This window comes from Pedobacter sp. SAFR-022 (genome assembly GCF_051965375.1).
In the GTDB taxonomy this organism is placed as follows: Bacteria; Bacteroidota; Bacteroidia; order Sphingobacteriales; family Sphingobacteriaceae; genus Pedobacter.
This window is the reverse complement of record NZ_JBQCME010000002.1, coordinates 150,659-170,868: the sequence shown is the minus strand read 5'-3', so window position 1 is coordinate 170,868 and position 20,210 is coordinate 150,659. Positions and strand designations below refer to the sequence as shown.

General features: G+C 43.5%; 18 protein-coding genes and 1 tRNA gene. 7 read left to right on the top strand and 12 right to left on the bottom strand.

Annotated elements, in window-relative coordinates:
* Positions 1-27: 27 nt before the first annotated feature.
* Both ACTHQF_RS06570 and ACTHQF_RS06565 read right to left on the bottom strand, forming a co-directional pair.
* Positions 28-1,182 carry a PAS domain S-box protein gene (locus ACTHQF_RS06570; protein ID WP_440429194.1) on the bottom strand — a complete coding sequence of 385 codons (1,155 nt, stop codon included), beginning with the start codon at positions 1,180-1,182 and terminating at the stop codon, positions 28-30.
* A 129-nt stretch (positions 1,183-1,311) separates the two neighbouring features.
* Positions 1,312-1,491: a histone H1 gene (locus tag ACTHQF_RS06565; protein WP_188626020.1), complete on the bottom strand. Its 180-nt coding sequence runs from the start codon at positions 1,489-1,491 to the stop codon at positions 1,312-1,314.
* A gap of 176 nt (positions 1,492-1,667) precedes the next feature.
* On the opposite strand from ACTHQF_RS06565, the gene ACTHQF_RS06560 reads away from it, so the two are divergent.
* The gene (locus ACTHQF_RS06560; protein WP_440429193.1) at positions 1,668-1,949 is read left to right on the top strand and encodes a hypothetical protein; all 282 of its coding nucleotides are present in this window, start codon (positions 1,668-1,670) and stop codon (positions 1,947-1,949) included.
* Here the strand turns inward: ACTHQF_RS06560 and ACTHQF_RS06555 are convergent.
* Complete coding sequence (locus tag ACTHQF_RS06555; RefSeq protein ID WP_440429192.1) at positions 1,946-2,971, bottom strand: S66 peptidase family protein; 1,026 nt, start codon at positions 2,969-2,971, stop codon at positions 1,946-1,948. The genes ACTHQF_RS06560 and ACTHQF_RS06555 overlap by 4 nt on opposite strands.
* A 30-nt stretch (positions 2,972-3,001) precedes the next feature.
* The gene (locus ACTHQF_RS06550; RefSeq protein ID WP_440429191.1) at positions 3,002-3,679 is read right to left on the bottom strand and encodes an arylesterase; all 678 of its coding nucleotides are present in this window, start codon (positions 3,677-3,679) and stop codon (positions 3,002-3,004) included.
* A 76-nt stretch (positions 3,680-3,755) separates the two neighbouring features.
* On the opposite strand from ACTHQF_RS06550, the gene ACTHQF_RS06545 reads away from it, so the two are divergent.
* Positions 3,756-4,433 (top strand): ABC transporter ATP-binding protein, encoded by a 678-nt coding sequence (locus ACTHQF_RS06545; RefSeq protein ID WP_440429190.1) that lies wholly within the window; start codon positions 3,756-3,758, stop codon positions 4,431-4,433.
* Between the two features lie 2 nt (positions 4,434-4,435).
* Complete coding sequence (locus ACTHQF_RS06540) at positions 4,436-6,985, top strand: ABC transporter permease (RefSeq protein WP_440429189.1); 2,550 nt, start codon at positions 4,436-4,438, stop codon at positions 6,983-6,985.
* 224 nt (positions 6,986-7,209) lie between these two features.
* On the opposite strand, the gene ACTHQF_RS06535 is transcribed toward ACTHQF_RS06540, so the two are convergent.
* The 4 genes from ACTHQF_RS06535 to ACTHQF_RS06520 all read right to left on the bottom strand — a co-directional run bounded on the left by ACTHQF_RS06535 (position 7,210) and on the right by ACTHQF_RS06520 (position 11,114).
* Complete coding sequence (locus ACTHQF_RS06535) at positions 7,210-7,944, bottom strand: hypothetical protein (protein ID WP_440429188.1); 735 nt, start codon at positions 7,942-7,944, stop codon at positions 7,210-7,212.
* A 480-nt stretch (positions 7,945-8,424) separates the two neighbouring features.
* Positions 8,425-8,511, bottom strand: a tRNA-Ser gene (locus ACTHQF_RS06530).
* Between the two features lie 66 nt (positions 8,512-8,577).
* Positions 8,578-10,653: an HD family phosphohydrolase gene (locus ACTHQF_RS06525; RefSeq protein WP_440429187.1), complete on the bottom strand. Its 2,076-nt coding sequence runs from the start codon at positions 10,651-10,653 to the stop codon at positions 8,578-8,580.
* A gap of 149 nt (positions 10,654-10,802) precedes the next feature.
* Positions 10,803-11,114 (bottom strand): hypothetical protein, encoded by a 312-nt coding sequence (locus ACTHQF_RS06520; RefSeq protein ID WP_440429186.1) that lies wholly within the window; start codon positions 11,112-11,114, stop codon positions 10,803-10,805.
* Positions 11,115-11,406: 292 nt separating this feature from the next.
* Here ACTHQF_RS06520 and ACTHQF_RS06515 point away from each other — a divergent pair, with 292 nt between their 5' ends.
* The 3 genes from ACTHQF_RS06515 to ACTHQF_RS06505 are packed head-to-tail and all read left to right on the top strand — an operon-like array spanning position 11,407 to position 16,876.
* A complete protein-coding gene (locus tag ACTHQF_RS06515) occupies positions 11,407-12,138 on the top strand; it encodes an ImuA family protein (RefSeq protein ID WP_440429184.1) in 732 nt (243 codons plus the stop codon).
* A 2-nt stretch (positions 12,139-12,140) separates the two neighbouring features.
* Positions 12,141-13,640 (top strand): Y-family DNA polymerase, encoded by a 1,500-nt coding sequence (locus ACTHQF_RS06510; protein WP_440429182.1) that lies wholly within the window; start codon positions 12,141-12,143, stop codon positions 13,638-13,640.
* A 5-nt stretch (positions 13,641-13,645) separates the two neighbouring features.
* The gene (locus ACTHQF_RS06505; protein WP_440429180.1) at positions 13,646-16,876 is read left to right on the top strand and encodes an error-prone DNA polymerase; all 3,231 of its coding nucleotides are present in this window, start codon (positions 13,646-13,648) and stop codon (positions 16,874-16,876) included.
* An 83-nt stretch (positions 16,877-16,959) separates the two neighbouring features.
* Here ACTHQF_RS06505 and ACTHQF_RS06500 read toward each other — a convergent pair whose 3' ends face one another.
* The 4 genes from ACTHQF_RS06500 to ACTHQF_RS06485 form a co-directional block, all read right to left on the bottom strand.
* Positions 16,960-17,526: a YdeI/OmpD-associated family protein gene (locus tag ACTHQF_RS06500; protein WP_440429178.1), complete on the bottom strand. Its 567-nt coding sequence runs from the start codon at positions 17,524-17,526 to the stop codon at positions 16,960-16,962.
* Positions 17,510-18,028: a DinB family protein gene (locus ACTHQF_RS06495; protein WP_440429176.1), complete on the bottom strand. Its 519-nt coding sequence runs from the start codon at positions 18,026-18,028 to the stop codon at positions 17,510-17,512. Before ACTHQF_RS06495 ends, ACTHQF_RS06500 begins: the two co-directional genes overlap by 17 nt.
* 150 nt (positions 18,029-18,178) lie before the next feature.
* On the bottom strand, positions 18,179-18,586 hold the full coding sequence (locus ACTHQF_RS06490; protein WP_440429174.1) for a response regulator transcription factor: 408 nt from the start codon (positions 18,584-18,586) through the stop codon (positions 18,179-18,181).
* Positions 18,587-18,686: 100 nt separating this feature from the next.
* Complete coding sequence (locus ACTHQF_RS06485) at positions 18,687-19,424, bottom strand: phosphatase PAP2 family protein (protein ID WP_440429172.1); 738 nt, start codon at positions 19,422-19,424, stop codon at positions 18,687-18,689.
* A gap of 128 nt (positions 19,425-19,552) precedes the next feature.
* On the opposite strand from ACTHQF_RS06485, the gene ACTHQF_RS06480 reads away from it, so the two are divergent.
* Positions 19,553-20,134 (top strand): YceI family protein, encoded by a 582-nt coding sequence (locus ACTHQF_RS06480; protein ID WP_440429170.1) that lies wholly within the window; start codon positions 19,553-19,555, stop codon positions 20,132-20,134.
* Positions 20,135-20,210: the final 76 nt, after the last annotated feature.

The following is a 20,210-nucleotide window of genomic DNA, read 5'->3' as shown; positions in this document are numbered from 1 at the left end:
GCCACATCTAAAATGGCCTTTCAGGTTTTATATCTTTGACGCCTCCTTATTAATTTCATGCAATAAATTATCCAGCTCGCTGGTACATTTCTGCATTCGTTCTATGATCTGGGCACTTTCAACGCTGTCTGTACTTGTTTTTAGCAGTTCAACAAGTGAAATGATAGAAGCCACGGGTTTTCTGATTTCATGAGAATTTAACCAGGATACCTTCTTGAGCTGTTCATTCTGCCGGATGATCTCTGCTTCCCTTTCCTTCCGATCAGTGATGTCTGTGAAGTATACGGCGATACCATCTTGAGTTGGATAGCAGGCAACGTGCAACCATTTCTTCAACTTCCCATAGTAAGCCTCAATCTTTGTTGGCAGCCTTTCTTCCATTGCACGAGTGCCTGCCTGAAAGATCACCGATTCCTGCGCATCGGGAAAAACACTCTTTACACTTTTACCAATTACTTCAGCTGTTGTACCTGTCCTTTCATAAAAATTGCTGTTTGCACTGGTGATCTCCCAATCCCGGTTTACAGTGAAATAGCTGTCTGATATACTGCTTAATGTACTTTCAAGATTGATCTGGCTTCTTACAAGATCCTGTTCGAACACCACGTTTTCAGTAATATCAATTACAAACACCATTATTGCTGGTTTTTCGTCCAATATGGTGAGCAGGGAACTGATGTTCACATAGATCTGTTCACCATTCTTTTTCAGGTGACTCCATTTCCCGAATTCATAACCCGCATCATTAGATTTCGAAAAGAAATGCTTCACTGCCGAAATCTCCTGATCCTGATGAATGTCGAATATGGTCATGTCTAGAAACTCCTTCCTACTATAGCCATAATAGAAACAAGCAGCGTCATTCACCGAAATGAACTTAAATGACTCCGGTTCGAGAAACCATATTGGATAGGGATTGGAAAGGTACATATTCCTGTACTGCCTTTCACTGCTGACAAGGTTATGCTCGAACTTGGAGATCAGCATACCTAAAAGTAAGGCGGTTACAAAGACATAAGTGATGCCTTTGGCAGAGTTCAACAAGGTAAACAGGTGACCCTCTGCATTCAGCTCCATTGACGTTAGTACGCGATCACTTGCTAAAATCCATGCTATTCCGAAGATCATGTAAATAATCGGAATAGCAAAGCGTCCGCTTTTTAGTTTAAAGAATGATTGCATAATCTGGGTCAGTCTAGCAGCAGTTCCGCTGAAGGAATATGTACTTAAATATAAGAATTACAACGCATTTGCTTACGTCTATAAACAAAAAAGGCCCGCAGTTGCGGGCCTTTTCCTATTAAAAGCAGATTACTTATCGCTATTTTTTTTCTCAGTTACTTCAGTACGAATCTCTTGCGCCAGGTTTTTCAATTCCTGCATTGCTTTACGTACACGTGTACCAGCAGCGCCGTTACCTGAGTTATAAAATTTGTCCGCGTCAGCTTCAACTCCGGCAACAAGTTCTTTTAATTTTGAAAATTTTTCCATGCTCTTTTGAAATTAGTTATTTGATTATGTTTTAAAGTTAATAATTATTGGATTTCCTGCAAATCAATTATTCATCAATTGAAGGTTTTTACAACGCCTTTTGGATATTAAAACCATTTACTACTGATTTTGTTAAGTTCCTAAAGTAATAATTTTAACTAGAAAAGCTTAATCCTATGGTAACCAACGATAAAAATCCAAAAGAAAATGCACCCGGTGGAGAGAACTATGACATCAACCACCCACAGAACCTTACCACCCCAGACTACAACAGTACCACAGAACACCGCGATACTGATGACCTTCCGGGCGTCGAAAACCTTAACCAATCCAACAATGGCGATCAACCAATGCCTGACAATGATGGATCTCTAACTGGCACCCCATCTAAAACGGATCTCGGAAATTCTCAGAAGCCCGAAGAAGATAAAGCTGATGATGGCTTAATCGCCACTTAAGCCAGGGACTTCAAGCTTGTCCCACCTGCAAAAACGCTCAATTCATGTATAATACCACATTTAAGCGCAAAGTTACTCCGCTGATGACCCACAGGAAAGTCAAAACAAACCGGGAAGGAATACCCCTTCACTTTTTCCAAAACAATATCATAGATTGTTCTGCCAAAAGCTTCTCCTGGGTCATCAGCTTTAGTTTTGATGTTGCCAATGATCAATCCTTCAAGTCCGTCAAGCATTCCGGAGCGCTTTAGGTTCCAAAACATTCTATCCACCCTATAGAGGTATTCGCCCGTATCTTCTAAAAACAAGATCTTTCCTCGGGTCTGTAATGCAGATTTGCTCCCAGACAAGGTTTCGAGAATACTTAGATTACCACCCACCAACTGACCACGCGCAGTACCCATCCTATTATATGGTTGATATTCGGCCCGATAATTCATCTGCCTTCCCATCAGTGCATCTTTTATAGATAAGATTGTCTCAATTTGTATCGGTTCAGCCTGCTCCCATACATCAGGGAAGCTGTTACACATCTTGGAATGGATCGAGGGCATGTTCAACAGCCTATTTAGATGACTATGGATTACGGTAACATCACTGAATCCAATAATCCATTTAGGTCTTTTTCGAAGAATCGCGAAATTCAAGTCATCGATGATCCGAACCATGCCATAGCCGCCTCTTGCACACATCACAGCATGAATCCCAGGATCATCAAGCATCGACTGCAAGTCAATCCTTCGCTCTTCATCAGTACCTCCAAAGCTGAAATCCCGTTTCCCAATGGTGCTACCTACGAGCACCTTAAAGCCCCATTGCTCCATTTGCAATCTTGCAGGTTGAATCGCCTCCAGGCTGATGTATCCGGCTGGACTGGTGATTCCGATAGTATCCCCAGGCTTCAAATAAGGGGGAATGATATGCTTTCCAGCACTATTCTCAATTTCAGCAGCAAACCCTTGGACGGCAGAGCCGGCTGTCAATACACTTATGGCAGAAAGAAATGTTTTCCTGTCCATCATTATAATCTCGAATTCATGGCTGACAAGAGCTTAGAGCACATCCTTTAACACGGTCCAGACGTTGTCCGCGAGGATCTTGTGCCCTTCTACCGTTGGGTGTATGCCATCACCCTGGTTCAATTCAGGGACACCACCCACGCCTTCCAGTAGAAAAGGAATGAAGGCAGCGTTATTCTTTTTAGCCAGCCTTGGGAATATTCCTTTAAAAGCATCCGCATATTTAGCGCCCATACTCGGCGGAACCATCATACCAGTGATGACAAGCTTCGTTTCCGGGAACTTGGCATGCACCTGATCAATTATAGACTGTAGGTTCTTTTCGGTTTCCTTTACATCCAGACCTCTGAGGCCATCATTTGCACCAAGTTCAAGTACGAAAACATCCATTTGCTGTTTTAGCAACCAATCAATCCGGTTTTTACCGCCAGCCGAAGTCTCGCCGCTCAGACCAGCACTCACCACTTTGTATGGCAGGTTCAAAGAATCTATTTTTTGCTCAATCAGGTAAGGAAAAGCAGCTTCAGGGTCTTCCAAGCCATAACCTGCTGTAAGACTATCCCCAAAAAATAAAACCGTCTTTCTTTTTTCCTCCTGTTTTTTTTCTACTTTAACAGCTTGCGAATCAGCGGTGTTGTTATTACTATTTCCACATGCAACGAGAAAAGTCAGCAACAGGAACCATAGTCTTGAAAATCTGTGTAGTGTCATGATCGCAAAGTAACTGGAAATACCAAAACATATCCAATAGATTTAGGTTTTAAATTTTAAAATTATTAAACGATCTGTGACTGAAATCTTAAGCGTACGCAATCTTAGCAAGAACTACCCTGCTCAGGGCAAATCATTAGGTGTATTAAAAGACATAAACTTCGAAATTCAACAAGGTTCTACCGTCTCCATAGTTGGTCCTTCCGGCAGTGGAAAGACGACATTATTGGGACTTTGTGCAGGACTAGATCGCGCAAGCAGCGGATCCGTGATCCTGAATGGAATAGAGCTGGATCACTTAAACGAAGATGAACGTGCCCGGGTAAGAAACCAGCACGTGGGCTTTATATTTCAAAACTTTCAGCTGCTGCCTACGCTTACCGCACTGGAAAACGTTATGGTACCACTTGAACTAAGGGGCGAAAAGAACGTCAGTGACAGGGCTTTAAGCCTGCTAGATAAAGTAGGACTTGCAAACAGAGGTCATCATTACCCATCACAACTATCCGGAGGCGAGCAGCAAAGAGTTTCCCTGGCAAGAGCATTTTCAAACAGTCCAAAAATCCTGTTCGCCGATGAACCTACCGGTAACCTGGATACGGAAACTGGCCAGAAGGTAGAAAAGCTCCTTTTCGAATTGAATAGAGATGCAGGTACCACGCTAATCCTGGTCACCCATGATCTTGAACTGGCTTCAAAAACAAGCAGGATTATACGATTAAAAGGTGGAACCATATTAAATGACGGCTTATAGCTATGGAAAATAACACCATTAACTTTCCCTGGCTGCTGAAGATGGCATGGCGGGATAGCCGTAAAAACAAAGCGCGCTTGTTTCTTTTCATCTCCTCGATGGTGCTTGGAATTGCGGCCCTGGTCGCCATTTATGCTATTGGCGACAACCTGACCCAGGATATTGACCGCCAGGCTGCGACGCTGATTGGCGCAGACTTAGATGTAAGAACTAACAAGTCGCCGGATGCAGCAGCTCGTAAGTTTACCGACTCACTCAAAAAGCAGGCAGTTTCTTATAGCGAAGAGCAGAGCTTTCCATCAATGATCCTGTTTATAAAAGGCGGCGGCACCAGGCTTGTACAGATCCGGGCACTAAGTGGCGATTTCCCCTTTTATGGAGAGATAGAAACCACACCGCAAACTGCAGCAAAAAGCTTCCGTGGTCAACAGGATGTTCTGGTAGATAAAACATTGATGCTGCAATACAAAGCCAGCGTTGGTGATTCCGTGCAGATCGGCAAAGTAAACTTCCGGATTGCAGGTATTTTAAACCAGGCACCCGGACAAACCGGTTTTTCCAGCACCATTGCCCCTTCGGTATTCATGCCAATGAAATACTTAAAGGCAACGAACCTTGCACAAAAAGGTAGCAGGATAAATTATAACTTTTACTATAAGTTCCAGCAAGGACATGATGTCGAGAAAATGGTTACCCAGCTTACACCTGCTTTTGAAAAGCATGATCTCGACCAGGATACCATTAAATCCAAAAAGGAAAGCACCGGTAAGTCCTTTTCTGATGTCACCAAGTTTCTCTCCCTTGTAGGTTTTATTGCCCTGCTACTTGGTTGTATTGGGGTAGCAAGTGCCGTCCACATCTATGTTAAAGAAAAGATGCAAAGCATTGCGATTCTAAGGTGTATGGGGTTAAGTTCCAGACATGCCTTTTTAATATTCCTCATCCAGATCACCGCTATTGGGTTTATTGGCGCAGTAGCCGGAGCCATATTAGGGTCGATCATTCAACAGGTACTACCTGCAGTTTTTAAAGATTTTCTGCCTTTGGAGTTACAAGTAACCATATCCTGGAAAGCCATTCTTCAAGGCATTCTACTGGGTGTAATCATTTCGATACTGTTTTCATTGTTACCGCTGATATCCATCCGGAAGGTATCTCCTTTAAACACCATCAGAGTATCAGATCAACCGGAAGAAACCGGGAATGATCCTTGGCGCTGGTTCGTTTACTTGTTGATATTTGGATTTATCACCTGTTTTGCGAGGCTACAGCTTGATCGCTGGCGGGATACACTGGTATTCTCTGCGAGTATTGTAATCGGCTTTATTGTACTTTATGCAGTAGCAGCATTGAGCATCTGGCTAATAAGAAGGTTCTTCCCCTCGTCCTGGAGCTACATTTGGCGACAGGGTTTATCCAACCTGTACCGACCAAATAACCAGACCACAATCCTGGTATTATCAATAGGACTTGGAACAGCTTTCATATGTACCTTATTCTTTGTACAATCCATTCTATTAGACCGCATCACCCTTTCCACGAGTGAAAACCAGCCAAATATGGTGATCTTTGATATTCAGTCTAAGCAACGCGAAGCTTTAACGGCGCTGACGAAGGCTGAAGGTCTACCACTGATCCAGGAAGTGCCGATCGTGACTATGCGGTTGCAGGAGATAAATGGCGTAAATGCGGTTGAAAACAAGAATGATTCCACGAGAAAATACTCCAACCGGGCTTATAATAGAGAGCTACGCGTTACCTTCCGTGATAGCCTTACTTCTACGGAAAGCCTGATTGAAGGCAAATGGCAGGGCCAGGTTCAGGGACAGGATACCGCCCGCATTTCGCTCGAGCAAGGTTATGCCAGATCTTCGCACCTCAGCATCGGCGACCGCTTGTTATTTAATGTGCAGGGCGTGATGGTGCCAGCCATTGTTGGTAGCATTCGAGAAGTCGATTGGAATCGTGTTCAAACGAACTTCAGACTGGTCTTTCCGAAGGGTGTAATTGATGACGCCCCGCAATTTCACGTGCTGGTAACCCGCGTTCCTGATGCAGCAGCTTCTGCAGCATTTCAGCAAAAAGTAGTATCCAAATATCCAAATGTATCCATTATAGATCTAGCACTGATCTTAACCGTCTTAGATGAGATTTTAAACAAGATTGGCTTTGTGATACGCTTTATGGCTGCCTTTAGCATCATTACTGGCTTAATTGTACTGATATCCTCTGTATTGATCAGTAAATATCAACGTATGCAGGAAAGTGTACTGCTCAGAACAATTGGTGCAAGCAGTGTACAGGTCTTTATGATTACGGCACTGGAATACTTTTTTCTCGGCGCCATCGCTGCCTTTACTGGTATAATGCTCGCTTTAATTGGAAACTGGGCGCTGGCAAGATTTAGCTTTGAGGTGCCTTTCTCTCCAGACTGGCTAACAGTACTGGGCATATTCTTTAGTATTTCTCTTTTAACAACCATTATTGGGGTGTTAAACAGCAGATCTGCGTTGAACAGACCTCCACTGGAGATATTAAGACGAAACGCGTAGTGGCGGTGTTATAACGAAGCTTTAATCTCAATGAAAATGCCCCTTCAATGGGGCATTTTCATTGAGATTAAAGCTAGACAAATTTAAATTTTAGCTGGTTGTAGGTCCTTGTTATATAGCGTTAAATAGCAAGTAGGTGCTGATAATTCCATCTGAATAGTTGAATATGTCATCTAAGCTACTAATTACTGTCTGCATGTTGATCCTGTCAGTAAATTCGAATCCTACTCCGCCAGCTTATACCTAAAATTGGCAAGTATAATATCGAACGGCCCCGGAAGCGGCTGAGTAGTGGTACTATTACCTATAGTTTTAATTATGATCTCATCAAATGGTAGTTTACTTTCTTTTCCGTACAAAAGAGCTCCCCCAGGCATTCCAAAGGGTGGTCGATTAGTAGGTAGGTTGCCTGTATAACTTACCAGAACTGGAGATATGGTTTTGTTCAGCTGGGAGTTTCTAGCAGTTGTTTGTATTGCCCGCTTTGCCCCTGTGAAAGGAGAGTTGATTTCATAACCAAAGGCGGTCACCATCTTAGATAATCTGATGATTAATGTGCTACCGACGGTAAAAGTGATTACCGGAGGGTGATCTTCAACTACCCATGGTTTATCTCCCCAATAGGCCCATTTGTTGTGACTCTTGCGGCCCTTGGTATCAAATCTTACCGCTATATCGTGATTGCAGATAGAATCCAGCTGCTCACCATTCTTGTACTTCTCTAAATTCAGCGGTTTAAAAGACAAATATTTTGTACCGGCCTGGCCGAAAATTGACACGGAGTCCTCTATAAAGTAGACTTCGCCTTCCGGGAGGAAAGTCAGTCCATCACCATCTGGGTCTTCGGTATTTTGCAAACTGGTTACCGGCTTCGTGTCTGCTAGTTCCTCTTTAGAGCAGGAACCTAAAGTCGCAAGCAAGCCAGTTGCAACTAAGGAGATAATAAAGATCTTTTTCATGTTAGATAGTTTTTGATTATCTAATTTACCTGATTATCAGTCCACTATGCGTCCGCTGCGAACTGTTGTTACTCCAAATCAACGTTATGGTTAAACATGGGAAATAGTGAGAAGTCGGAATGAATGATGCGTTTGCCTCTCAGAAATAAAGTGACATAAAAATGCCCCTCATTTCTGAGAGGCTTTGTTAATCGTTTACGTCTTACTTAGCTAATACATACCTAAGTCCGGTAACATATACCTCTAATGGTCCGACAGGTGTTGGAGCTTGATCTGGATTATACTCAAATCTTATCCTAAGAGATGTGCCAATCCTGATAACATTTCTTCTTAGATTTTATTCCTTATAGCAACAAAAGGAATGATTAAAGGAATCTTTCTGTTTCACTAAAACACCTCTTAAAAAGTATCCCTTTTTACTATTTGTACATAAAAAAAGCCTCTAGCGATATGCTAAAGGCTATATTCTCATTTTTGATGCGGAGAGGGCGGGATTCGAACCCGCGGTACCGTTGCCAGTACGACAGTTTAGCAAACTGTTCCTTTCGGCCACTCAGGCACCTCTCCAATCGTCTTCGCTGTATTCTGAAGAGGTTGCAAATATAGTAATTCAAACATGTTTGCAAAAAAAAATTACACTGTTTGTGGATAATCTATACGCACATGATAGATGCTCATCAGCATCGTCTTGAATATCAGCTTAATAGTTTCCAGGTCTTTTAGCGTTAAATCGCAATTGTCCAGCTGTTTTTGTTCAAGTTTGTAGTCAATGATCCGTTCAACCAGGTCATTTATCCTTTGCGCATCCGGATTTTTCAGACTTCTTGAAGCCGCTTCCACCGAATCTGCCAGCATAAGCACACCAGTTTCTTTAGAAAAAGGGATTGGACCAGGGTATCTGAAAATGTTCTCATCAACAAACTTCTCTGGTGAATTCTTCAAAAAAGACTGGTAAAAGAAATCGACACGTGTATTTCCATGATGCGTTTTAATGAAGTCGATTACGCTTTCCGGGATCTGGTGCTTCCTGGCGATTTCTATGCCTTTATGGACATGTTTAATGATGATCTGAGCACTCTGCTCGTAAGGAAGCTTGTCGTGCGGACTCACGCCTGTATTGTTCTCAATAAAGTATTGAGGATTCTCGATTTTACCAATGTCATGATACAACGCACCCGCACGAACCAGCAAGGCATTGCCTCCGATCTTAAAGATTGCTGCCTCGGCAAGATTTGCAACCTGTAAAGAATGCTGGAAGGTTCCTGGCGCTTTAAAGGCAAGTTCCCGAAGTAGTTTGTTATTGGTATTGGTGACTTCAATAAGCGCCACATCCGATGTTATTCCAAACACCCGTTCAAATGCGTAGATCACTGGATAAGCAATCAGTGACAACAATACACTCACCACAAAAGGTGCAAAGTTAATCCACTCGATTTCATCAAACGTCCCCTCTCTTAATAAGGCCACGCCAACATAACAGATAAAATAAGCAGAAAGGATAAATAAAGCAGAAAGCAAAAGTTGTTCACGCTTTACCAGATTACGAATACTGTAAATGGCCACCATCCCTGCTGTGGTTTGAAAAAATACAAACTCAAAACTATTTGGAACAAAAAAGCCAGCAATCAGAATCACCAGTAAATGCAGGTAAAGCGCCAATCGGGTATCAAAAAGAATCCGGATAATGATGGGTACAATACAGAAGGGAATGTAATATAAACTGGGCAGATCAATTTTAATCGCCCAGGTTAGGGCCAGTAGCATACAGATGATCACCAGCAGAATCAGCGAAAGTTGCCGGTTATCTGCAAAAATGTCCTTACGGAACATGTATAAGAATACCATCAGTAAACTTACAATAAAGCCTACCAGGATGATCTGCCCTAAAAATACCAGCTTGCTATCACCAATGGTCTTGGTTTGCACTTCGTAGGTCTCTTTAAAAGATTGCAGCTTTTGGAATGTCTCATCGTCAACTACGTTTCCGTTTGCTACGATCAACTCTCCTTTCTGTACCATCCCCCGGGTAGTCGACAAGCTGTTAATGGTGTTTGTCTGTACCACAGCTGTCATTTTCTCATCAAACAGAATGTTCGGCTGCAGATGATCCTCCACCAGATTTATCACCAGATCCTTAATCCTGAGGTCTGTAGCTTTAAAATTGTCTGTAAAATATTGAAGTGCTGTTTGAACAGTAAATACGTCCTGACTACTTACGACTTTAGAAACATTGTTATTCAATAATGAAAAGTCGTAATATTTAGCGCCTTTCTGGTGTTTTGGCTGTGGCGCAAGAATACCTTTCTGATAAATATACTTTAATAGATTTACTGCACTTTGGCGAACCTGCTCCCGGTCAGTTTCTTCAAAGGTTGCACCACGCCATTTAACCTCAAATTCATTTAAAAACGCATCTTCAACAACATTGATCAGATCAGCATTGTATCTGTAAATCGGCAGCAAGTTTTCCAGCGCATCCCGCTTATCTGTACTTACCTCTGGCTCTGTCTTTAAAATAGCAAAGCTGAATGGGGAGATCAAATCCTTGTTCATCCAAACCTTACCTTTTTCAAACTCATAGCGAAACCTGGGTTGTTTTGGCAAGAAAAAAGCAATAAACATCACCGTAAGGAACATCATAATATATTTGATGTTATACGAGTATTTACGGTACAGGACTTTGTGTGAGTTCTTTTTGATTTTAGCCAAAACGATTGAATTTGATTTATTCAAAATTAACACATTATAATCAATAATGATTTATAATCGTGCAACCAGGCAATAAAGCAAATCCCGTTTGTCTAATTCAGCTTTGTGGTATGCCATACGATTTTATGCATACCCTATGCTCTTTGATGTTATTTTGCCGAAATCTCTAACACCTCGATCAACTCCGGCCCAGCTTCCAATGGATATCCTGATACCTTTGTTCCTTTAATCGTAACAGGCTTTTCTGTATAATCGTTCAGATTTATCTTGCTACTTTTCAAGGCATAAGTCTTAGCTTCTGTTTTGATCTTATGAGTTCCATATTGATAGCTCGTCATTCCTGCTTCTTCAATTGTGCCGGTTAATGTCACCATTTCAGCCGTAGTTTTATTTTTCATTGTACTGCAGCCGGACATACCTACTACAAAAACGGACAATACAAGTAAAAGTGTCTTTTTCATATCGTTTAAACGAGCTGCGTTGCAACAATGCTACAAATGATAAAAATATTAGTAAGAAGATCTTGTAATTAGCCTTGTAATGAAGCAAAGGTTCACAAGACCTTGACAAGGGGTTAACAGGGGGTTGACAAGGGGTTGACAGGGCCAGTTACCTTGTTAACCCCTTGTCAATGCCAGGTGTACCCCTTGTATACCCCAACAATAAATCAAACCAAACCCTGTGTTGATAACTATTTTAGCATTTAATTATGTTAGCTAAATATTTTAGCATTAATTTTGTTGCAAGTAGTTTATGGAACAGGAGAAGTCGAAGAAGGATGTCATTGCCAAATTGCAAAAGGAAATACTTTTGCTACAAGGTTTTAAGCCAGCATCAGTTGCTGAACAAAGCATTGGATTGGGTGCTATTGAAACTGCTTTCCCCAATGCAGTATTCCCTACTGGGGCCATACACGAGTTTTTGTGCGTTAAACCTGAGTGTACGGCCGCCAGTCAGGGTTTTATTGCTGGCTTATTGAATGTATTGATGCAAAAGGATGGAATATGCCTGTACATCAGCAGATCCAGAAACTTATTTCCTACTGCTTTATATGCCTATGGCGTAGAACCCCATCAGATCATCTTCATAGACCTTGACCGTGAAAGGGATGTCTTATGGGCAATGGAAGAAGCACTTAAATGCAAGGAACTTGCCGCAGTGATCGCTGAAATACGCGACATCAGCTTTGCGCAATCCCGTCGCCTGCAGCTTGCGCTGGAAAAAAGTCAGGTTACCGGCTTTATACTCCGTACTGCTGCAGACCGGATAACCTCAACCGCCTGTGTAGCGCGCTGGCAAATCACACCTGTAGAAAGTGAATCTAAAGATGGCATGCCTGGTCTTGGCTTCCCCCGCTGGCAAGTAGAACTGCTCCGGGTCCGGAATGGTAATCCCGGCACATGGCAAATAGAATGGGCAGCCAGCAAATTTGAAGTAATTCCCGAAGCTGCTCCGCAGGAGCTGCCTAAACGTAAAATCGGATAATCATGAGGCGTTATTTATCCATATGGTTCCGGTATCTGCTTACCGACTGGCAAACCATCCGAAGACCGGATCTGGCGGGTAAACCTTTTGCCTTTGCCGTACCTGAACGCGGAAGAAAGATCATTAGCGCCATCAATCCGGCAGCGGAATCTGAAGGTGTTCTCACAGGAATGAATGTGGCGGATGCAAAAGCCATCTTCCCGGGCCTGGAGATCATTGATGCTAAACCTGGCCGGGAAGCAAAACTGCTGAAAGGTTTAGGCGAATGGTGCATCCGCTATGCGCCTATTGTTGCGGCCGACCAGCCCTATGGCTTAATCCTAGACATCACCGGCTGTGCACATCTCTGGGCTGGGGAAGCCGCGTACCTTAAAGAGATTGTTACCCGATTGGAAAGTAAGGGCTATTATGCAAGGGCTGCTATTGCAGACACCATCGGTACGGCATGGGCTATTGCACGTTTTGGAAGAACGAAGCCCATTATTGAAAGTGGAGCAGAAGCTGATGCCTTGCTAAACCTTCCCCCGATAGCGCTCCGGCTGGAAATGCCCGTACTGGAACGGCTGCATAAGTTAGGCTTAACTACAATTCAAAGCTTTATAGGCATGCCACGACAAGCTTTACGCCGCAGATTTGGTGAAGGGCTGCTTCAAAGGCTTAGCCAGGCATTGGGTCAGGAAGTTGAGTATATCCAAGCCATACAGCCACCTGAGCCTTTCCAGGAGCGACTGCCTTGCCTCGAACCCATTCGTACCGCTGCCGGAATTGAAGTGGCCATCAGCCGCCTGCTTGACCCTCTTTGTGAACGATTGCAAAAAGAAGGCAAAGGATTGCGCAAAGCGGTATTAAAATGTTTCCGGGTAGATGGAAAGATGGAACAGGTTTGCATTGGAACCAGCAAAGCTTCCAATCATGCACAACATCTGTACAAGCTTTTCGAACTTCATATCTCCAGCATCAGGCCTGCCTTTGGCATCGAACTTTTCCTGCTCGAGGCTACACAGGTGGAAGATGCACCATTAACGCAAGAAGCATTATGGGCAGGTAAGCAGGGGCTCAAAAAACAGGAACTTGCAGAACTGCTGGACCGGCTGGCGGGTAAAGTTGGCGCAAATGCCATTCACCGTTACCTGCCCGCTGAACACTATTGGCCGGAGCGCTCCATTAAGCTGGCTACATCGCTGGAGGAAAGACCTGCAACTAAATGGATTAAAGATCGTCCCCGACCTACCCTGCTGTTAAAACAGCCTGTTTTAATCGAAGTTACCGCCCCCGTACCTGATTATCCGCCCATGTCATTCCGGTATCAGGATAAGGTGCATTATATTGAAAAATCTGACGGCCCGGAACGGATTGAACGGGAATGGTGGGCAGACAAAGGCGAACACCGGGATTATTACCAGGTAGAAGATAAACTTGGGCAACGTTACTGGCTCTTCAGATTGGGGCATTATGGAAGTGATACCCCTTCACAGTGGTTCTTACACGGATTTTTTGCTTAATATTTATGAGCTACTCAGAATTACAGATCACATCGAACTTCAGCTTTCTAAGAGGTGCCTCCCACCCCGAAGAACTGGTGGAACAGGCTGCCGCTTATGGTTATAAAAAGATTGCAATTACCGACCGCAATACCCTTGCGGGGATTGTCCGCGCACATGCTGCAGCAAAGGGCAAAGATATCAGCATCATTCCCGCTTGCCGCCTTGATCTGCTGGACGGCCCTTCCCTGCTGGCTTATCCAACCCATAAAGCCGCATACAGCAGACTTTCTGCCTTACTTTCCACCGGCAATCTCCGCACTGAAAAAGGTTCCTGCCATCTATATAAAAACGACGTGTTTGAACATGCAGCAGGCATCAAGTTTATTGTTATCCCCCCGGATACGCTGAATGAGCAGTTCGACTTTGAACCTGAATTTGAACAGCAGCTCCGGGTTTATAAAGAGGTATTGGACAAGGAGCTATATCTTGCTGCAAGTCGTACCTATCAGGGTGATGATCATAAAAAACTGTTCCGGCTTGCCCAGCTTGCTGACAAGTTAAATATCCCTTTGGTTGCAACTAATGATGTACATTACCATGTCCCTGAACGCCGGGAGCTGCAGGATATCCTTACCTGTGTGCGGGAAAAGTGTACCATCCATACGGCAGGCTTCAGGCTGCACCCCAATGCAGAGCGGTACTTGAAGCCTATTGAAGAGATGATCCGTTTGTTTGCTCAATATCCAGCGGCCATAAAACGCAGTGAGGAGATTGCAGCAGCATGTACATTCTCCCTTTCAGAGTTGAAGTACGTGTACCCGGATGAGATTACAACGGAAGGTCGTCCGGCGCAGGAAGAACTTGAGCTGCTTACCTGGGAAGGTGCTAAAGAACGTTTTAAAGACCATGGCGAAATACCTGAACAGATTATCCATGCCATTCATCATGAAATGGAATTTATTAAGGAAATGGATTACGCACCCTATTTTCTTACCGTTCACGATATTGTCCGCTTTGCGAGAAGCAAGGGTATTCTCTGCCAGGGTCGTGGCTCAGCGGCAAATTCCACCGTATGCTACTGTTTGGGTATAACATCTGTAGACCCGACAAAATTTGAACTTCTATTTGAACGTTTCATCTCTTCTGCCAGGAATGAACCGCCTGATATTGATGTTGATTTTGAGCACGAGCGACGGGAGGAGGTTATCCAATACATTTACAACAAATATGGACGTGATCGCGCCGCCATTGTAGCTACCGTTACACAACAACATCAGAAAGGTGCCATCCGTGATGTGGGAAAAGCTATGGGCTTATCTGTAGATACCATCAATCGGCTTTCTGCCGCCATCTGGGAGTTTACAGACGAATGGTTCGAAGAAGCACGCATCCTTGAACAGGGTCTTAACCCTGAGGACCCCCACTTGCGGAAAGTTCTACAACTCACTGCACAGATGATGGGCTTTCCACGACAACTGGGCCAGCACACTGGTGGCTTTGTGATCACCCAGGATAAGCTGAGTGACCTCTGCCCCATCCTGAATGCCCGCATGGAGGATCGTACAAATATTGAGTGGAACAAGGATGATATTGATGCACTTGGCTTTTTAAAGATCGATATTCTGGGCTTGGGTATGCTAACCTGCATCAGGAAAGCCTTTGATCTTGCTAAACAGCATTACCAAAAAGACTTTACTTTAGCCAGTATTCCTCAGGATGATAAGAAAGTTTATGAGATGATTAGCCGGGCAGATACCATTGGGGTTTTCCAGATTGAAAGCCGTGCACAACAAACCATGCTCCCTCGGTTAAAACCAAATTGTTTTTACGACCTCGTTATCGAGGTAGCCATCGTACGCCCTGGTCCCATTCAGGGCGACATGGTACATCCTTATCTGCGCAGACGTAATGGAGAAGAACCCGAGGAATACCCTTCAGAGGAGTTAAGGGATATTCTGAGCCGCACAAAAGGTGTCCCACTATTTCAGGAACAAGCCATGAAAATTGCTATTGTTGCTGCAGGATTTACCCCCGCAGAAGCAGATGAATTGCGACGCAGCATGGCAACTTTTAAACTGAAAGGCCTGGTTTCCAAGTTTGAAGTAAAGTTAATCAAAGGCATGACAGACAAGGGTTACTCCATAGAATTTGCCAAACGGATTTTCAAACAGCTGGAAGGTTTTGGAAGTTATGGCTTCCCCGAAAGTCATGCTGCAAGCTTTGCGCTACTGGTTTATATCTCTTCATGGCTTAAATGCTACTATCCGGATGTATTTGCAGCAGCACTACTCAACAGTATGCCTATGGGCTTTTATCAGCCTGCACAGGTGGTTATAGATGCCAGAAATCATCATGTGGAGGTTAGATCTATTGATGTAAATCACTCCCATTGGGATAATACCCTGGAAGAAAAATCAGGTGAATACCGGGCACTGCGTTTAGGCTTCCGGCAGATCAAAGGCATTCGTGAAGATGAGGCCGCTACCTTAGTGATGGGCCGCAGGGAAGGTTATCAGTCCCTCACGGAATTGAGGGATGCCGGGGTATCACAAGCAACACTGGAAAGACTTGCTGATGCAGACGCATTCCGTTCTTTAGGCATGGACAGAAGAAAGGCACTTTGGGAAGTCTCCGCTTTGCAGGACAGACCTATTGGTTTGTTTGAAGGTCAGGAACATGCAGACCAAGCAGAGGGACAGGTCAGCTTGCCATTTATGAGTACAGCAGAGCATGTGGTACATGATTATGCTACGACTGCGCTATCTCTGAAAGCGCATCCGCTGAGTTTTGTACGTGAGAAGCTCAGCTTGCTTCACATCAGATCTTCTAAAGAGCTGGCTGATGTAAGAGACGGTGCATTGGTGAAAGTTGCGGGCTTGGTATTGGTACGGCAACGTCCCGGAACCGCTGGCGGGGTTTGCTTCATCACCATTGAAGATGAAACCGGTTTTTCCAACCTGGTTATTTTCCAGGGCTTATTTGAGAAATACCGCAGGGAAATACTGGGTGCTAAGTTATTGATGGTTGAAGGGAAACTTCAGCGCGAAGGTACCGTAACCCATGTTATTGTACGGCAATGTTTCGATCTGACTAAATTACTTCAGGTAAATAAAGCGCAGGATGCAGATAAACTTCCCCTGCTTACCTTGTCCCGGGCAGATGAGCGAAGCCCTTTCCCTATTAAAAATAAGCGACCCCAGATCAGGCAACATGCAGCGGAAGAACATATACCTAAAGCCAGGAACTTCAAATAGTTTGCTTCAACAAAGCCAGCCTATCACAAAATGAGCTTAAGCCTGATGGAAAGCCCTGCTCAGACCAGGCTTGTCTCCACTAACTAGCAGTTCTTGTACTTGTCATTCAGGCCTTGTCCAATCAAGATCATTGGTATAATCTTCTGCAGCCTTGCTTGTCGCGTTTCTAAGCGTTTGGCCGTAGACAGGTATTCGATATAGTCTTTCTGTTTATAGGGACTGAGCTTTTCAAAAGCGTCCCGCAAAGCATCATCCTGCTCCAAATGCTGTAGCAGCAGGTCAGGGACTGCTGGCGGAGGAAGCTTTTCTGGTTTATAAATTTTACCTTCCTCAACAAGCTGCATGGCTTCCTGCACATAGGCTAAAACCAAGGGTTCATTGATGTCGGCTTTAGCATAAAACCGCCACTGTCTTAGAGCCTTTGTCTTGCCTTCCTGAGAATTAAACAAGACTTCTTGTTCGTCTTTCAGAAACACGCCATTGTAAAACCATAAGGTAAAGAATTCCTTGAATCCAGCAACCCCCACTACATTCTTCCCCTTATGGGTAAAAACATCTGTACCCCACTTGATGGTGCCGGTTAAGCCGGTCTTTGAAATAATTGCGACCAGTAGATCCAGTTCTTCTTTCCACTTATTTATTTTGTCCATACTGTAGCACTTTTACGGTAACCATTAATTGCCCAACATGTCTCATCGTATGTTCGGCCCCATGCACCAGCAGGCCAATTACCGTTGATGGTAGGCCAGCACGACCTACGCCGCGGTATGCTGGGAGGATCTCTTCAGGTGTGGATTGAAGCTGCTCCATGGCAACATCAACCTGCTTGTTAAACCTGTCTACAAGTGCAGCAACAGTCAGGCCTTCAGGGAGGTCTTTCCCTTCTGCATCAAGTTGTTCAAATTGGAAGGCATTTAATTTCTCCCCTCTGGCGTAAGTAAATACCCGGTCGAGCACACCACTTAAATGTTGCAGGTGAAAGCCCGGAGAGGCTAGTCCTGCAGGTCGCTCCCACAGCAATGATGTTGGAAAACCTTCCATATAGCGGTAAACTTCTTCCCGTGCCTGCAAGAGCGCATGCCCTACAGGTTGCAGCATTGGTATTATGTTAGGTAATGGTCCACGTTGCCATACCTCTAGTTCTTCAGCCATAATAGTTTTTTAAATTTCAATTAATGAGATAAACCAGGTACAACTAACAATATGAACTCAGCGTGCCCCTGCTTAGATCAAATTTAAGCACTAAACGATACAAAAAAGCCTGCATCAATGATACAGGCTCTTCAATATGATAAAATCAGCTTAGGCAATCTCTTCGGCTGTTGAACCAGGATTTGCCTTTGTGCCTTTCTTGTCTAATAGTTGATCAATACGTTTAACAACATCATCAACGTCAAATGGCTTACTAATGTAATCGTCAGCACTTGCTTGCGTACTCAGCTGCTTGCTTCTTGGATTTGCAGACATTACAATCACAGGAATATGTTTAGTAAAGATGTCGTTCTTAAGATCAGTACAAATCTCAATACCGTTACCATCCGGAAGCATAACATCAACTAGAAAAAGATCTGGTAAAGAATCTTTCAACTTACTTTTTAACTCACTGAATGAAGAAGATAATTGTAACTCATATCCTTCATCCTTTAACAAATATTCTATAACATCTCTGATGTCACTGTCATCCTCAAGTACATGTATTCTTCTGATCATATTCGAAATTAACATTTTTATTTTTTGTACACAACTATTTTGCCACAAATCAGGAAAGCCAAACTTAAAGTAACCAGCCCTTATTTAAAGTTAAGCAAAATTAAAATGAAGCACTGAAATTCAGGCCTATACGATTTTGCTGGTAAGCTGGCAGAATCGTATAAGAAGAACTACTTTTCCCTTTAAAGAGCTTTTTAACCTCTGGGTGCAACAGGTATGCTGCCTTTGTAGACAAAATGCCGAAACCTGCTCCAGCCACCACATCTCCGAACCAATGCTTGTTATTCCGGAGCCTTAACACCCCGGTGGCAGCAGCCACGGTATACCCCGCATACCCGTACCAGGGCGAAACATCCCGGTACTCCTGCCGCAAAAATTCCGCAGATGCGAAGGCTGTGCTCGAGTGCCCCGAAGGAAAGGAATGCTCATCCGACCCATCTGGTCGCATATGCTTCGTGAGCTGCTTGGTCGTCTTTACAGACACGCCCATAATAACGTTGCTGAGCAAGTATATTCCAGAAGCATCAACCAGGTTGTTCTTGCCTTTAATCCCTGCGAAGTTGAGCCCGTACACAAATGCGGCCGGCGTATACCGGAGAATATCATCTGCGAGCTCCGAAGGGTTCGGATTATTACTATTCATGCGACGCTGAATGCTTTGATCAAAACGGTTGAGGAAATTGTCGCTTTTGGCCACAATGCCATAGCCGATAAACGCAGCAGGAACAATAAATGGTTTAATCCCCGACTTTTTCGCTAAGTAGCTAGTATCAAGTTCCTGAGCGGAAATACAGAATGGAAAACAAAAAACAAAGATCAACGTAGCTATTTTAGTCATATTTCCTTAAACGTAGAGATTCATCAAGCTATATAATAGCAATACAAAAAACCATGAATAATGTTTCTTAACATACATCAATACAAGATGAAACTTTTTATTCCATATTTGTGACAAATTAAATTCAGATGAAAAAACTATCATTATTATTTGTACTTGTTGCAACTACATTATTCGGTTTCAAAGGTATTCAATCTACTACTTGGTTAGTAGACAAAGCGCACTCAAAATTAGGATTTGAAATTACCCACCTGATGGTTTCAGATGTGGAAGGCTCGTTCAAGAACTTCGACGCAAAAATTACTGCTTCTAAAGAAGATTTCTCCGATGCAGTTGTTGAGCTAAGTGCAGACATCGCTTCCGTAAACACTGACAATGAGAAAAGAGACCAACACCTTACCAGTGAGGACTTTTTTGATGCAGCGAAGTACCCTAAATTAACCTTCAAAAGTACTTCTGTGAAGAAAGTAGGCGGCAACAAATATAAAGTTGCTGGTAACCTAACTTTTCATGGTGTAACCAAGCCAGTTACTTTGGATGCGACTTTGAGAGGCGTTATCACTAACCCACAATCTAAAAAGACTATTGCAGGCTTTAAAGTAAGTGGCACAATCAAAAGATCTGATTTTAACTTCGGCGCAAAATATCCAAATGCCATGTTGAGTGATGAAGTAGTTCTTAACGCTAACACGGAGTTTGTTAAACAATAATAAACAGCTTAAACAACAAAGAGGGGATGATATCTAGCATACATCCCCTCTTTGTTTAAAGGTACATACACCTTGT